The organism is Pseudomonas sp. 09C 129 (genome assembly GCF_002843625.1).
Taxonomy (GTDB): Bacteria; Pseudomonadota; Gammaproteobacteria; order Pseudomonadales; family Pseudomonadaceae; genus Aquipseudomonas; species Aquipseudomonas chlororaphis.
In genome coordinates, this window is record NZ_CP025261.1 from 5,972,571 (window position 1) to 5,987,186 (window position 14,616).

The following is a 14,616-nucleotide window of genomic DNA, read 5'->3' on the forward strand; positions in this document are numbered from 1 at the left end:
CGTTGTCAGGGTTAACCGGCTTTTTCGATCAACTGCTCCACCGCGGGGGCGAAACCGAAGGCTCGGGCCAGGTCGAAGATCGCTTCGGCATCCTCCAGTGGAGGACGCTTGCCGATGCTGTAGTCGCGCTGCAGGCCGGCCATGGTCAGGACCATGGTTTCGGCCAGGCAGCTGAAGGTCACGCCCGTGGGCAGACCGGTGAGGTTCTGTTGGCCGAAACGCTGGCTGCGGTCGGGCAGATGGATCAGGCCGCCTTCGATCACCGTGACGTCCGGGCGCAGCGCCAGGGTGACGTGGCCGATGTCCGGCGGCTGCGCGCAGTCGCAGATGATCGCGTTCTGATGCAGCACCAGCGGGTCGATAAAGGCCGAGCCATTGGAGGTGGCCGAGAGCACGGTTTCCAGGCGCGGCAGCCAGTGGCCCAGGTCCGCGGTGATCACCAGCGGCGGCTGCACCTGCGGCTTGCCCTGGGCCAGGGCATCGACGCTGTCGAACAGCGTACGCAATTGCTCCTCGTCGCCAAGGTCGCGATCCAGCAGTTGCTCGACGCTGGCCAGGCTCGGCAGGAGCAGCACCAGGGTCTTGGCGATGCCGCTGCTGTGGCCGCCCTGGATCTGCAGCAAGGCATCGCGATACAACTCGCCGGCCACCAGCCGCAGCTCGTCCATGGCGCCCCGATTGGCCCCATTGCCGAGCAAGACCAGGTGCTCGCAGAAGCGCCCCAGGCGCAGGCTGGCCAGGCGCCCCACCGAACCGTAGGCACCGATCACCCCGGTCAGGCGCTTGGCCAGCGGCGCACCGCGGTTGGCGCAAGTGCTCAGCAGCGCATCGACACCGACCATGGCCGTCAGGCTGTTGCCGGTGGTGGTGTGGAACCGCTCGTTGATGACATCCACGCCGGCACTGGAAATCACCGAGGTGTAGGCCCCCAGCCCGACGAAATCCACCTCCAGCTCGGCGACGCTGTCCAGGTAGTTGGCCAGCAGCTTGCGCCGCTTGCCCAGGCTCAGGCGCATCAGGTCGCGCGGTTGCAGCAGGCTGCCGACCAGCCAGCCTTCGACGTAGTCGCCGGCATCGTTGTAGACCCGGCGGGCGTGATAGGACACCCCGGCGTCGAGGTCGGGCTTGGCCCATTCGGAGAAGTCGTCGAGCCAGCCCTGCATAAAGGTTTTTTCCGCCGCCGACAGCCCCAGGCCGTCCACCACGCTGTCACCGTTGACGCTCTCGGCGGTGGTCGGGTGCAGCAGGAAGGCGAAGCGTCCCAGGCAGCGCCCGCTGCTGCGCGGTTTGCCGGGCACCACCCAGGGGCTCGGCACACCCCGTGGCCCGGCATAGCCGTGGGCTTCGAGAATCAAGCGATGCTGCTGGTTGTGCACCACCAGTTCCGCCACCGCCTTGAGGCCTTCGAGCAACAGGTCGATATCGGCGCGCTCGATGCACAGCGGCGGCTGGATGCGCAGCACGTTGCCTTCGGTGAGGGTCGGCAGGCAGTACACGCCATGCCGGCTTTTCAGGTAGCCGCAGACGATCGGCACCAGGGCGCCGAAAGCGCTGGCCAGGGACAGCGTATACAGGCGCTCGCCGCTCCAGCGGCGGAACTTCAGGCCGAGCATCAGGCCGCGGCCGTCGAGGCTGTGGAACACCTCGGGATAGTCGCGCACCAGACGCGACAGCCCGGCGTACAGGTAGGCGCCCTGCTCCGCCGCATGCTTGAGCTGGGCGCCGTCGTTGGCCGTAAGCTGATCGAGCACGGCCAGGCCGATGGCGGCGCTGAAGCCGTTCACGGCGAAGGTGGAACTGTGGTGCCGGTCGAAATCGCGGCTCCAGCACTGCTCGCCGTAGATGCACGCGCCGATGGCCGCGACGCCGCCGCCCAAGGCCTTGGCCAGCAGCACCACGTCCGGTTCCAGACCGTGGGCGGTGGCGGCGAACAGCTCGCCGGTGCGGCCCAGGCCGGTCTGGATCTCGTCGAGCACGAACAAAGTGCCGTATTGGCGGCAGAGGTTCTGCGCCGCCAGCAGGTAGCCTGGCGGCGGGGTGATCATGCCCGCCTCGCCCTGCACCGCCTCGACGAAAAAGGCCGCGGCGCGCCGGGTTTTCAGCAGCGCCTCGAGGGCCTCCAGGTCGCCATAGGGCACATGGCTGAAACCGTCGGCGCGGATCTGGAACGGCTCGCGGTAAGTGGCCTTGCCGGTGACCCCGACCGCGCCCTGGGTCTTGCCGTGAAAACCGGTCAGGGTGCCGATCACCAGCTCGCGCTGGGTCGCGGCGCGACACAGCTTGATCGCCGCTTCGACGGTTTCCGCGCCGCTGGTGGTGAAGGTCACCTTCGAGTGGGTACCCGGCGCCAGCTCGATCAGGCGTCGCGCCAGTTCTTCGGCGCCGGGGTTGATCAGCGGCTGGACCAGCGAGGCCTGGCCGCTGGCGAGAAAGGTGTGGATCGCCTCGGTAACAGGCGCCGCGCCATAACCGAAAGGCACCGCGCCGAACTGGCCGACGAAATCGATCAGGGTCTGGCCGCTGGCGGTTTCGATGCGGGTGCCCTGGGCGCGCACCACGGTCTCGTTGAGGCCGACGAATTCCAGCAGTTCCTGGCGGGTGATATTGAGCAATGAATCAGCCATGACGGACCTCCCCCACTGCGCCGAACGCGCCCTGGTTGATGACGCCGTACAGGTGCTGGCTGACCTTGCTCACGGTGTCGTGCAGGTAGGCCAGCTCAGGGTCCAGGGAGATGCCGAAACGGTCCTCGAACTCGGCGGACAGGCCGACGATCAACACCGAGTCGACGCCCATCTCGTGGAACGAGCGCTCGACGTCCAGCGACCCGGAATCGACCTCCAGCAGGCTGGCCAGGGTTTCGGTCACGGCAAAGGTTATTTCGTCTATGTGCACAGTCGCCTCCCAGCGTATTTCGCTTCCTTTGCATGGCCGTTGGCCCGCGCCAACCGCGTGGTGAAACCAGCGGATCAACGCTTGGGCAGGCGTCATGATGCAAACGCGTGTTGAGTGTGGATAACCCGACGGAGCAGGCTATTTGCTACACCCCGATGCTCGGCGTCATGCCGGTTCAGCTCAATACTCCGTAAGGAGTAGCGAGCCCTGTAGCCGCTGCCGCAGGCTGCGATAGGACCGAAGGTCCTCCAGCGGCCTCAAGATCCCTGCGCCTGCTGCGCAGTCGATCGCAGCCTCGCAGGCTCGGCAGCGGCTACAGGGTTTGGCGCCGACCGGTAGGTCGCGCCAGGCTTTGGCTTTGGCTTTGGCTTTGGCTTTGGCTTTTGATCTTGATCTACCCGCCCCATCGGGAGGCTTCGTTCCGGTGTTCATCAGGGGGATGGCGCGCAGCGCCCCTCGACGCAGTCGAGGACATCGTATGGAGGTCGAAGCGAAGCCGACCGGAGTCGATGCCCCCTGAGGGACGCCGGAGCGAGGGAACCTGAGCGCAGCGAAGGCCGTACGCAGGGGCAAGCGTTTTTGGTTCCTTTTTAGGCGTTTGTAAAAAGGGACTCGCCGTAAGGGCGAAACCATAAGCAGCCGTTACCGTAGAAATGGATATGTACACCATCCCAAACATGCAGCACCCAAACAGACCCCATCGCGGCCAATCGAGCGTCGACCGGCCGCTCCTACAGAGGCGCAGGCGACGCCGAAGCACTGACCCCCGTCAGCACTGTGGAAGGGTTACCGGATGAAAGACAGGCAGGCAGCACTCACTCGTCGCAGAACAACGCCGCGATCTGCGCCCGACTCGACGCCTGGAGTTTGGAGAAGATGTTCTGCAGATGGGTTTTCACGGTCTTGTCGCTGATGCCGAGGATCTGGCCAATCTCCCAGTTGGTCTTGCCTCGGGCCACCCAGCGCGAAATCTCCGCTTCGCGGCTGGACAGGATGGACAACAGTTGATGGTTCGGCCCCGGGTTGTGGCGCAACAGCTTGCTGCCCAGCGCCCGGTTCAGGGCGATGTGCAGGTACGGGGCGAAGACCATCATGCGCATTTTGCTTTCGTGGGCCACGGTGGCCGAGATGTTGTGAAAGAAGTAGCCGGTGAAGGTGTTGCGGTGCAATCCGGGCAGCAGGGTCCAGCCCAGGTTGCGTATGCCGTGTTCGCGAAAGATTTTCGCCCACACCTGGTCCTGCGAGTTGCCCAGGCGCTCCAGGGTGGTGAACTTGGGGCGCCCGCAATGCTCGATGGGGTCGATGCCCAGCGGCGGAATCATGCCGTCGCGACCGACGATGGCCTTGATCAGGTCATCGGAGACGCTGTCCGGATGAATCAGGTGCGAAAAGAACACCCGGTGCGCGCGGACCCTGCCGCTGGCGAACACGAAGTTCTCACAGGGCAGGATCTGCGGCAGCGCCAGCTGGGTCTGCTGCGTCAGCTCGGCGATGCTGCGCGCCGAGGTGATGCAGTTGAGCACGCTGGTCAGTTGCAGCCGTTGCTGGCTGTCGGTGGGCGGCAACGACAGCACCGACCGCGGGCGGCTGGCCAGTTCCAGCCGCGGTTCGCAGAAGGCCGGCTGGGCGAACAGCAGCGCCGCGGGCTTGGGCGCATGCACCGGGCCGATCGATAGACTGGTCATGCTTCCACGACCTGGCTGTCGACGGTGATGTCACGCAATACCCGGCCGTTGCTCTCCACCGCGATCACCGACTTGTCCAGCGGGTGGGCTTCGGCCGGCGCGGCATCATCGAGTGCCGCCAGCCAGGGAGCGAACTGCTTGCGGCACTCCTGGCGCTTGATCTTGCCGCTGGAGGTACGCGGCAACGACCCGCCGAACACCAGCAACAGCACCGGCCGCGCCAGTTGGTGCTGTTGCCACAGCCGCGCTTTCAAGTCGCTGAACAGCTGTGGCAGGTCGAGGCTGCGCAAGGCACGCCGTTCGATTTCCTGGGCGATCACCACCTGCTCGCTGTCGCCGGTCTCGATGCTGAAGGCCGCGGTGCCGTCCGGGCGAAAGCTGTCATGGGTGCGCAGCACGGTGTTCTCGATATCACCAGGGTGATGGTTGACGCCATTGACGATGATCAGGTCCTTGAGCCGCCCGGTGACGAACAGCTCGCCGTCGAGCAGGAAGCCCAGGTCGCCGGTGCGAAAGTAGCGCGACCAGCCGAGCGCCGGCGGGGCCGGGCGAAAGGCCGCGGCGGTGCTCTCCGGGCGCTGCCAGTAACCGCTGGCGACGCTGTCGCCGAGGATGCAGATCTCCCCGACCCGCCCGTCTTCCAGCGGCTGCTCGGTGTGCGGGTCGCAGATGAACGGACCCTGCCCGGGGATCCCGCGGCCGCTGCTGACCAGGGTGCGCAGGCGCAACTCGGCGTCGCTGCCCGGGCCTTCATGCAGGCATGCCACATTGTCCTCCAGCAAGCCGGCATGGAACTGACGGATCACCGGCTCGCGCTTGCTGCCGCCGGCGCTGACCATCAGCGTGCCTTCGGCCAGCCCGTAGCAGGGAAAGGCCGAGGTGCTGGCAAAACCGGCGCGGGCGAAACGCTCATGGAAGGCGGCAATGGTCTGCGCCCGCACATGCTCGGCGCCGTTGAACGCCACCTCCCAGCTGCTCAGGTCGAGGCCGGCCAGCTCTTCGTCCTTGATCTTGCGCAGGCACAATTCATAGGCGAAGTTCGGCCCGCCGCTGACGGTGCCGCGGTAGGTGCTGATGGCCTGCAACCAGCGCAGCGGCCGTTGCAGGAAGTGGATCGGCGCCAGCAGGGTCGAGCCGAAGCCGACGAACAAGGATTGCAGGATGCCGCCGATCAGCCCCATGTCGTGATACGGCGGCAGCCAGCTGACCAGGTGGCTGTCCTTGTGGGTCAAAAAACCGCGGCTGATGCTGCGCGAATTGTGAATCAGGTTGCCGTGGGTCACCGCCACTCCTTTGGGAATCCCGGTGGAGCCGGAGGTGTATTGCAAAAAGGCGATATCGTCCCGGGTTACCGGGACGGCCCGCCACTCGCTGGCCAGGGCCAGGTCGAGGCTCGCCATGTCCAGCACCCGCGGACTCTGCGCCTGCCCCAGCCGGGCCAGGATGGTCGGGACATCCTCGCCACTGGCCAGTGCCGCCGTCGGCTGGCAGTCGTCGATGATGCCGTCCAGCCGGTCCAGGGTCTTGGTCGCCCCCGGCGGGTAGGCCGGCACCGCCACCAGCCCGGCATACAGACAGCCCATGAAGGCGATCACATAGTCCAGGCCTGGCTTGAGCAGGATCAGCACCCGGTCCCCCGCCTGGCAATGCCCCTGCAACCGGGCCGCCGCCGCTCGGGCCGCGCGGTCCAGTTCAGAGAAGGTGATCAGGGTTTCTTCGTCTCGCCCGTTGTGCAGAAAACGATAGGCCAATCGGTCCGGGATCGTATGGGCGTGAAGCTGCAGACATTCCGAAAAATTCGCATACGGAACGTCGCTATCGTGGTCGTTCGTAGTCATTATTTTGTGTCCAGGCAGCCGTACTTAGCCATCTCCCGCAAGGCCCGAAATCTGCGGCCTTGCGCATCCATTACGCTTGATCATCCTCTGGGAGCGCGCAGTCGAAGTTAATACTCCGAACGGCGTATACCCGCAATTTCCGCCCCCGGCGCATATTCGCCTCACAGCTCGATGCATGCATGGCTTTTTGCCATATCACTTGCAGTCATCAGCTTTTTTCAAGGGTGTGAAGCCGATATATCCAGGCCCGTGCAAGCCGGGCCTGTGCAACCGGCCATGCCATCAAACCCAGGCCGGAGCGGGAGCGCCCCGGTATCGCCAGCAGCGTGCGCAGCACGGGAGAACAGGATGTCTTTTAGCGAATACGCCACCTTCGATGCGGTCGGCCTGGCCGATCTGGTCAGGACCGGGCAGGTACGCCCCTCCGAACTGCTGGAGGAAGCCATACGCCGCATCGAAGCCTTCAACCCGGCGGTCAACGCCGTGGTCTACAAAGCCTACGACAAGGCCCGGGCGCAGGCCGCCGCACAGGACAAGGCGCCGCCGACCGGCGCGCTGCACGGAGTGCCGTTCCTGCTCAAGGACATCCTCGGCGACTGTCAGGACCTGCCTTCGACCCTGGCCTCGCGCATGCTGCAAGCGCGGGTCATGCCCCAGGACTGCGAGCTGGTGAAGCGCTTTCGCCAGGCCGGACTGGTGTTCGTCGGCAAGACCAACGCCCCGGAGTTCGGCATTCTGCCCACCACCGAAGGCGCCTTCCATGGGCCGGCGCGCAACCCGTGGAACCTGGAGTATTCCACCGGCGGCTCCAGTGGCGGCGCGGCCGCCGCGGTGGCCACCGGCATGGTCCCGGCGGCCCATGGCAACGACGGCGGCGGCTCGATCCGCATTCCCGCGTCCTGCTGCGGCCTGGTCGGCCTCAAGCCGACCCGGGCGCGCAACTCCCTGGCCCCGGACTTCGGCGAGCTGCTCAGCGGCCTGCTGGACGAACATGTGCTGACCCGCAGCGTGCGCGACAGCGCCGCCCTGCTCGACGCCACCCACGGCGTGGTGCCGGGCGACCCGTATCGCGCGCCGCCGATGCAGGGGCGTTTTCTCGACCAGCTCGGTCGCGAACCGGGACGCCTGCGCATCGCCTATTCCAGCACCGACCCGGCCGGGCGGCCGCTGCACCCCGACTGCATCGCAGCGGTGGAAAGCACCGCGCGCCTGCTCGAATCCCTCGGCCACCATGTGGAAGAAGCGGCGCCGCAGTTGGACCTGCAAAGCTTCGCCGAAGCCTTCAGCGCCCTGTGGTTCTCCGGCATTGCCTTCGCCGTGGAACTGATGAGCCTGCAACTGGGACGCGGCCCGTTGCCCGGCGAGCTGGAAAACCTGACCCAGGCCGTGCATCAACGCGGCCTTGGCGTCAGCGCGGTGGAGTACCAGATGTCCGAGCTGGTGTTGCAGCAGGTAGGTCGGGAAATGGCGCGTTTCCACCAGACCTACGACTGCTGGCTGACCCCGACCCTGGCCCGGCCGCCGCTGCGCAACGGCGTGGTGGATATCCATTCCAGCGACCTGGAAAGCACCTACGGCCCGCTGATCGACTACAGCCCGTTCACCGCCATCCATAACGCCTCGGGGCAACCGGCGATTTCCTTGCCGTTGCACTGGAACGCCGAGGGCCTGCCGATCGGCCTGATGCTCAGCGCCGCCTTTGGCGAGGAAAGCCTGTTGTTCCGCCTGGCCGGCCAGTTGGAACAGGCACGCCCGTGGAAGGACCGGCGGCCACAGTTGTTCATGCAGCACAGCCCCGACGAAGCGGTTATCGGCTAAGGAGAGCACCGAGCATGCGCACGCTGGACACCTCGACCGCCTCTGCCTGTTGCCGTGCCGGCGCAGGCCAGGAGCCGCACCAGCCGGGGGCCATCCCCTGGCCCACCGACGGCCTGGACCGCGAGCAACTGGCGCGTTATGGCAAGGAGCTGATTCGCCAGACCCTGCCCTTCACCGTGGAAAACCGCCGCCTGAGCTGGTGGCATTTCTACTCGACGCTTTTGGTGATCGGGCTGTTCGGCTCGGCCGTGGCCCTGCCGCTGTGGTGGCCGCTGCGCCTGGGCTGCAGCGTGCTGCTGGGCTTGTCCCTGGTGCGCATGTTCGTGCTGTACCACGACTACATGCACGGTGCGATCCTCAAGGGCTCGCGTTTTGCCGAGGTGTTTTTCAAGACTTTCGGCCTGCTGCTGATGGCCCCGCCGACACTGTGGAAGCAGTCCCACGATTACCACCACGGCCACAGCTGCCAGTATGTCGGCGCGGAGAAAAACCGCCTGCCGCTGCTCTCTACTCACACTGACCTGGGCACCTTTCCCCTGCTGTCCACCGAGGAATATGCCCGCGCCGGGCGCCTCAAGCGCTTGCGCTACCGCGTCGCCCGACACCCGCTGATGATCCTGCTGGCGTCATTCAGTATCTTTATTTTCAGCATCTGCCTGGTCTCGCTGATCACCCAGCCGCGGCATCGACTGTGGTCGCTGTTGGCCCTGGCGCTGAACCTGGCGAGCGCCGTCGCCCTGGCGCTGCTGGCGCCGGACATCCTGCTGTATGGGGTGCTGGTCCCCAGCCTGTCCGGCTCGGCGCTGGGCGCCTACATGTTCTACTGCCAACACAACTTCCCCGGCGTGCGTTACCCCGAGCGCGCCGACTGGGACTACGCGGCCACCGCGGTGTTCTCCTCCAGCTACATGCGCACCGGTCCACTGATGGCCTGGTTCACCGCCAATATCGGCTACCACCATGTGCACCACGCCAACTCGGGCATCCCCTTCTACCGCCTGCCGCAAGCCATGGCGGCGATCCCGGCGCTGCAATCGCCGATCACCACCTCACTGCACCCGCGGGATATCTACCGCTGCCTGCGGCTCAAACTATGGGACCCAGCGCGCCAGCGCATGGTCTCGTTCGCCGAGTTTCATCAGCAGGCGCGACGCTGAAGGAAATGCGGCAGAGGCGTTGCCCCGCGAACGCCCGCCAGGGATGATCGGCGCCGGAATTTTCCCGTCGATCGCGGGTCAGTAGAGCCACGCCTTTTCGCACCGGTCCGTTGGTCCGTGACAATGGGGCCTCGGTCCCATAAATTAGGCGCCCTGAAAAGGCCCGGTGCTTTTCTAGCCTCATTTCCAGTTAAACGAAGTAGTGAAATATCAATGTCCGATTCCAATACAGAAGAATCCGTAAACGCCTTGTCGTCCAAAGCGGAATACGAAAACGCCATCAATCTTTCACAGCATGTCTCCCAGGCCAAGACCATCAGCGAGATGGTCCTCGACGCTTTCCAGTCCACCAAGGAAAGCGACCAGATCCGCGAATTGCGCGCCGAGATCCGCCAGGCTCACGACCGCTTCGACGACGACCGCGCCTATGAACTCATGGGCCAGCTCAAACAGCTCAAGGACGCCGAGGCCGCCGACAGCGCCGCCCTGGAAGACCTGAGCAGCAAGTTCCCGATCAGCCGCATCCTCTCCAGCTACAAGGACGACCCGAGCTTCCAGGAGCTGGTCTACGGCCTGGCGCTGAAGGTGCTGAACCAGACCCACCAGGCCATCAGCAGCCCGGGTGGCGGCAAGAGCAAGGCCTCGCGGGCCAAGAAGGAAATGGAAGTGTTCGCCATCAGCAAGGACGGCATCAGCGTCACCCTGCCGATCCGCCCGCGTTCCAAGGCCAACGTCGACCGTGAAGCCTTCGAGTTCCTCGGTTTCGCCTTTGTCGGCGAAGGCGACGAAGCGGAACTGGAAAGCGAAGTGTTCTTCGACAAGGACGGCAACGAACAGCCGGCCACGCGCAAGAACATCGTCACCGCGATCCAGCAGCAGACCGCGTTCGAAGGCTACAGCGCTCTACAACAGCAGTAACCCGTACCCGCGGGCTTGCTCGCGCAGACGGCGGATAGGGCAACAGTGCAGCGCGCCCTTCCGCCGGCTGGCTCCTACGAATCAAAGGCCGGGGCCCCCTCAGTTGCCCCGGTAATCGGCGATGGGATACATCGCGCACAAAGCCTCGGTCTGAAGACGGAACTGTTCCTGCAGCTCAGGCTCCAGGCGGTACTTCTGCTCGCTGAGGGGCGTCACCTTGTCCAGTATCCGACAGACCAGTTCGACGACTTCACGACACCCCTGGGGATCGATGTAGCGTTGGGCGATGGAGCCCGTGCCGATACACAAGCCATTGGCGACGAATGAGGATCGGGTTTCCCCCAGTGCGCGGTTTTTACTCACGATGATGCCGCATCGCTCCAGTGCCGAGGCGGCAATCGAACCGCTAACCCCACCACGCAGCCTGAGCAGAATCGTGTGGTTCTCCGTCCCCCCGCCCACGACTTCGTAGTCCTGTGCCATGAATGCGCTGGCCATTGCATCGGCCGTGCTGCGAATCCGTCCCATGTAGGCGTCGAACTCCGGGGTCATCGCGTAGCCCAGCGCAGCCGCCTTGGCGGCGATCATGTTGACCGCCGGCGAGCCCTGCATCCCGGGGAATACCGCTTGCTCAAGGACACGACTGAAGCTCGCCCTCAGGCCGGGAACCTTGGTGTCGGCATCCCGGCCGGAAAGGATGAGGCCGCCACGCGGCCCCGCGAGTTGCTTGTGGGTACACGCGGTGGTGACATGCGCCACGTCGATCGGGCTTGGATGTCGACCCGTTGCGACCAGCCCGGCGATAGAGGAGATATCCGCCAGCAGGATGGCCCCGGCCTCGTCGGCAATAGCGCGAAAGCGTTGGAAGTCCACGACCCGGGAATAGGCCGTCGCACCGCAGATGATGATGCGCGGACGATGGGCGAGCGCCAGATGGCGTACCTCTGCGTAATCGATCACGCCCTGCGATGTGGTGCCGTAGCGGATCGCCTTGTAGTGAGTGCCTGTGAATGCGACAGGGCTGCCGTGGGTCAGGTGCCCGCCATGATCGAGGGCCATGCCGAGAATGGTGTCCCCGGGCTCGAGCAGGGCAGCAAGCACCTGGTAGTTGGCGTTGGAGGCGGAATGCGACTGTACGCTGGCATATTGCGCCCCGAACAGCTCCCGCGCCCTGCGAATCGCCAGGGACTCGACCAGATCGACGTTCTCGCAGCCGACATGATGGCGCTTGCCTGGTATGCCCTCGGCGGTGACGTTGACCAGTGCCGAGGCAGACGCCGCGAGGATTCGAGGGTTGGCCGCGCAGGAAGATGAAACCAGGGACAGTGTGCGGTGTTGACGCCTGACTTCAGCGTCCAGGATCCCAGCCAGTTCGGCGTCTTCTGCCCGCAGATCCGCCAAACCTCGTCGCAGCAGGTCGGCCTGGTTCCTCAGTGGTGCTGTATAAGCTGCCATCGTTCGGTATTCCTTCCTTGTCATTTGCGTGCCACGAACGACAGCACGCTTCCTGATTTAACGTTCGCGAGCCGCTAATTAATCAAAGAATTAAACATTTTCCAAACAAAATGCTTCTTTTCCGAGAATCAGGAGGGGACAGCAGATTTGCGTTGCCGCCGAATATTCGTCAATCGAGGCCAGGGCACCGGACGTTTCGGGGCTTTATTGTCATGACTGGGACATGCAACACTTGCCGCCGCGGCGCCTCCGGTCCGGACCCTCCCGACAATTCCGAGTGCGCCCCATACCGACAGCGAAATATCCCAGGATGGATGCAGGCTGGCTAAAGGAGTGCTAGCGAGTTGGTACAGGCCACGAAAGAACCCGACAAGCTCTTGCCGCATCAATCCGACTGTTCTCACCTTTGGCGTCGAGCAGTTGAATGTCATGCACGGCACGCATTCCATGAAAGACCCTATGCGTGGCGACTATAAGGAAATGGTGAGCATTTGATGCACAGAAGAGAAAGAACAGAGTATTTGAAGAGCAACATCAAATACCTGATAAAAAGTCGCGGCGAGACGCAACTGTCTTTGTGCAATGCCAGCGGCCTGACCCGAACGACCATATACAACATCCTGGAAGGCAAGGTCAGCAACGTACAGCAATCCACCATTCGCAAAATCTCCGATTTCTTCGGTGTCTCCTACGAAGAAATAGAAACCGTCGATTTTGAAGAGAAGGAGATCATCGACAGCAGTATTTCCCCACAAGGAAACATGAACCCGGCGGCGGTTCCGATCCTCAAGGAAAGCCTGCTGATGATCAACATGGACAAACGGATTGGCGAACTGGCCATACTTCACCCACTGACTTATTACTTCGGCGCATCCTACAACTTGATAGCGGTGCTGCTCGAGAATGAGATCAAGGGCCTGTACGAGGCCGGTGACCTGTTGATCATTCAAAAGGCAACGTCGACCGACGACAAGGAAAAACTGGTTTACGACAGGCAGACAAAAAAGCTGTTCATCATCAATGAGCCATGCTCCGACTCAGATCGAGTATTTGTGGTGGGTGACATCATCGAGGAGCGGTTCAATGGCAGCTTATGAAGGCGAACTCGAGAACAGCAAATACAAACTTCTGGGCTTTGAAAACAACAAGAACCTGGCCGTGATCATGATCATCGCCACAGGCAAAGTCATAAAGATCAAATTAAGCGAAGTGCTTAACAGCGAAATAATGGAAAACCTGAACAAAATGGAAGTTAAAAACATTTACAAGAAGTTCTACTCCCAAGGAGGAGCACTTACCGCATACGACCTGAATGACCGCCACGAAAGCTCATGGATGATTTATATCATCCTGAATCTACTGCTCTTTACATTTTATATATTCACCAGCATTGCCGCCACCAAGCCCATTTATCTTGAATCCCTTGGCATCATTATCACTCCGGGCACCTTTCTTTACCCTCTGACCTTCCTGATCGTTGACCTGCTGAACGAAAACTTTGGACTCAGGCTGGCAAGAAAAGCGATTTTCTTTGCCTTTGCCAGCAACGCCATGATTATCATCCTACTCTATGGCTCGACCTTTCTCCCCGGCCTGCCAGGCTGGAAGCTAGACACCCCGTACAATGACGTCATCATTCATGTGTCATCCGTGCTGGTGGCGTCTTCGGTCTCGTTCCTGGTTTCTGAAAACATAAACTCATACTTGCTATGCAAGATAAAAGAGCTGACCAACTCCAGATTCCTGTTCCTGCGGATATTCTTGAGCACGCTGTTCGCGGTCATTATTGACAGCTTCGTGTTTTGCTACATTGCCTTTTACGGCTCGATGGAGAACAACGACATCCTGAACATGATTTATGTGCAGATCGCGATCAAGGTATGTTTTGCCTTCTTCAACATCTTGCCTGCCTATGGCGCAAGGTCACTGTTCAAAAGATATATAACGGACAGCCAGGCAAAATAGTACAAGTACGCTTTAGCTCAAATTGATGGATTCAACACTCATCCAGCAGGCAGATGCAGTGTTGAACTCCATTGAGACGGTCGATCAAGCCTTCATTGCAAGTTCATCTTGCTTCTCAAGCTGCTCATGACTGCTGCCTTGTTCCCCAGATAATCATTCAGCCCTCTGCTACGAAGATTGCACGCATCGCAATTGGCACAACCGCTGCCAATAACGCCGTTGTAGCAGGTCAGGGTCTGCTCGCGAACCAGGCTCAACTGATGGTGATGATCCGCCAGCGCCCAGGTCTCCGACTTGTTCAGCCACATCAGCGGAGTCTCAAGGCGCAGGCGGTATTCCATGCCCAACTCGACGGCCTTGTTCAAGGCCTTTACAAACTCGTCGCGGCAATCGGGATAGCCGGAGAAGTCCGTTTCACATACCCCGGTAATGACCGTTTCAGCCTTTACCTGGTAGGCATAGATAGAGGCCAGGGTTAAAAACAGAATATTCCTTCCCGGCACGAAAGTGCTGGGCAGGCTTTCGCCCGAACTGTTCACCGTGGGAACCGGGATATTGTCCCGAGTGAGACTGCTGATCGCCAATTCATTGAGTAGCGAGGCATCCAGCACTTTGTGGACTGTCGCCCCCAATTGCTTCGCGAGTTGCTGCGCCACTTCGATTTCTGCGCGGTGGCGCTGACCGTAATCAAAGGTAATGCAGTGCACTTCATCATAGAGCGGCAATGCGTGGATCAGACAGGTCGTCGAGTCCTGCCCGCCACTGAATACGACAACAGCTTTTTTCTTCATCATTCTGCTTCCTGCATGAATAGAGTCATTTGAATATTTAAACAGCCCACTGACTGACACTCAATAAAAAAGCCCCGCGCTTCTCTCGAAGGCG

11 protein-coding genes are annotated in these 14,616 nt (G+C 62.2%); 5 read left to right on the plus strand and 6 right to left on the minus strand.

The window, feature by feature from the left end; all coding sequences use genetic code 11:
• Positions 1–11: 11 nt before the first annotated feature.
• The 4 genes from CXQ81_RS26720 to CXQ81_RS26740 all read right to left on the minus strand — a co-directional run bounded on the left by CXQ81_RS26720 (position 12) and on the right by CXQ81_RS26740 (position 6,418).
• On the minus strand, positions 12–2,624 hold the full coding sequence (locus CXQ81_RS26720) for an aminotransferase class III-fold pyridoxal phosphate-dependent enzyme (protein ID WP_101339003.1): 2,613 nt from the start codon (positions 2,622–2,624) through the stop codon (positions 12–14).
• Positions 2,617–2,895: an acyl carrier protein gene (locus CXQ81_RS26725; protein ID WP_101339004.1), complete on the minus strand. Its 279-nt coding sequence runs from the start codon at positions 2,893–2,895 to the stop codon at positions 2,617–2,619. The genes CXQ81_RS26720 and CXQ81_RS26725 overlap by 8 nt, the downstream gene beginning before the upstream one ends.
• An 815-nt stretch (positions 2,896–3,710) precedes the next feature.
• The gene (locus tag CXQ81_RS26735; protein ID WP_101339006.1) at positions 3,711–4,580 is read right to left on the minus strand and encodes a LuxR C-terminal-related transcriptional regulator; all 870 of its coding nucleotides are present in this window, start codon (positions 4,578–4,580) and stop codon (positions 3,711–3,713) included.
• Positions 4,577–6,418, minus strand: a complete 1,842-nt coding sequence (locus CXQ81_RS26740) for a fatty acyl-AMP ligase (RefSeq protein ID WP_101339007.1) — start codon at positions 6,416–6,418, stop codon at positions 4,577–4,579. The genes CXQ81_RS26735 and CXQ81_RS26740 overlap by 4 nt, the downstream gene beginning before the upstream one ends.
• A 348-nt stretch (positions 6,419–6,766) precedes the next feature.
• Here CXQ81_RS26740 and CXQ81_RS26745 point away from each other — a divergent pair, with 348 nt between their 5' ends.
• From CXQ81_RS26745 to CXQ81_RS26755, 3 genes are all read left to right on the plus strand, one after another.
• The gene (locus tag CXQ81_RS26745; RefSeq protein ID WP_101339008.1) at positions 6,767–8,236 is read left to right on the plus strand and encodes an amidase; all 1,470 of its coding nucleotides are present in this window, start codon (positions 6,767–6,769) and stop codon (positions 8,234–8,236) included.
• Between the two features lie 14 nt (positions 8,237–8,250).
• Positions 8,251–9,393, plus strand: coding sequence for a fatty acid desaturase (locus CXQ81_RS26750; RefSeq protein WP_101339009.1), 1,143 nt, complete (start codon positions 8,251–8,253; stop codon positions 9,391–9,393).
• A gap of 213 nt (positions 9,394–9,606) precedes the next feature.
• A complete protein-coding gene (locus tag CXQ81_RS26755; RefSeq protein WP_007929715.1) occupies positions 9,607–10,311 on the plus strand; it encodes a hypothetical protein in 705 nt (234 codons plus the stop codon).
• Between the two features lie 99 nt (positions 10,312–10,410).
• Here CXQ81_RS26755 and glyA read toward each other — a convergent pair whose 3' ends face one another.
• On the minus strand, positions 10,411–11,766 hold the full coding sequence (glyA, locus tag CXQ81_RS26760) for a serine hydroxymethyltransferase (protein WP_007929713.1): 1,356 nt from the start codon (positions 11,764–11,766) through the stop codon (positions 10,411–10,413).
• 494 nt (positions 11,767–12,260) lie between these two features.
• Here glyA and CXQ81_RS26765 point away from each other — a divergent pair, with 494 nt between their 5' ends.
• Together CXQ81_RS26765 and CXQ81_RS26770 are read left to right on the plus strand one after the other, a co-directional pair.
• Positions 12,261–12,863 carry a helix-turn-helix transcriptional regulator gene (locus tag CXQ81_RS26765; protein WP_101339010.1) on the plus strand — a complete coding sequence of 201 codons (603 nt, stop codon included), beginning with the start codon at positions 12,261–12,263 and terminating at the stop codon, positions 12,861–12,863.
• A complete protein-coding gene (locus CXQ81_RS26770) occupies positions 12,850–13,731 on the plus strand; it encodes a queuosine precursor transporter (RefSeq protein WP_101339011.1) in 882 nt (293 codons plus the stop codon). The genes CXQ81_RS26765 and CXQ81_RS26770 overlap by 14 nt, the downstream gene beginning before the upstream one ends.
• A 92-nt stretch (positions 13,732–13,823) precedes the next feature.
• On the opposite strand, the gene queC is transcribed toward CXQ81_RS26770, so the two are convergent.
• Positions 13,824–14,522 (minus strand): 7-cyano-7-deazaguanine synthase QueC, encoded by a 699-nt coding sequence (gene queC / locus CXQ81_RS26775; protein WP_101339482.1) that lies wholly within the window; start codon positions 14,520–14,522, stop codon positions 13,824–13,826.
• Between the last annotated feature and the right edge of the window lie 94 nt (positions 14,523–14,616).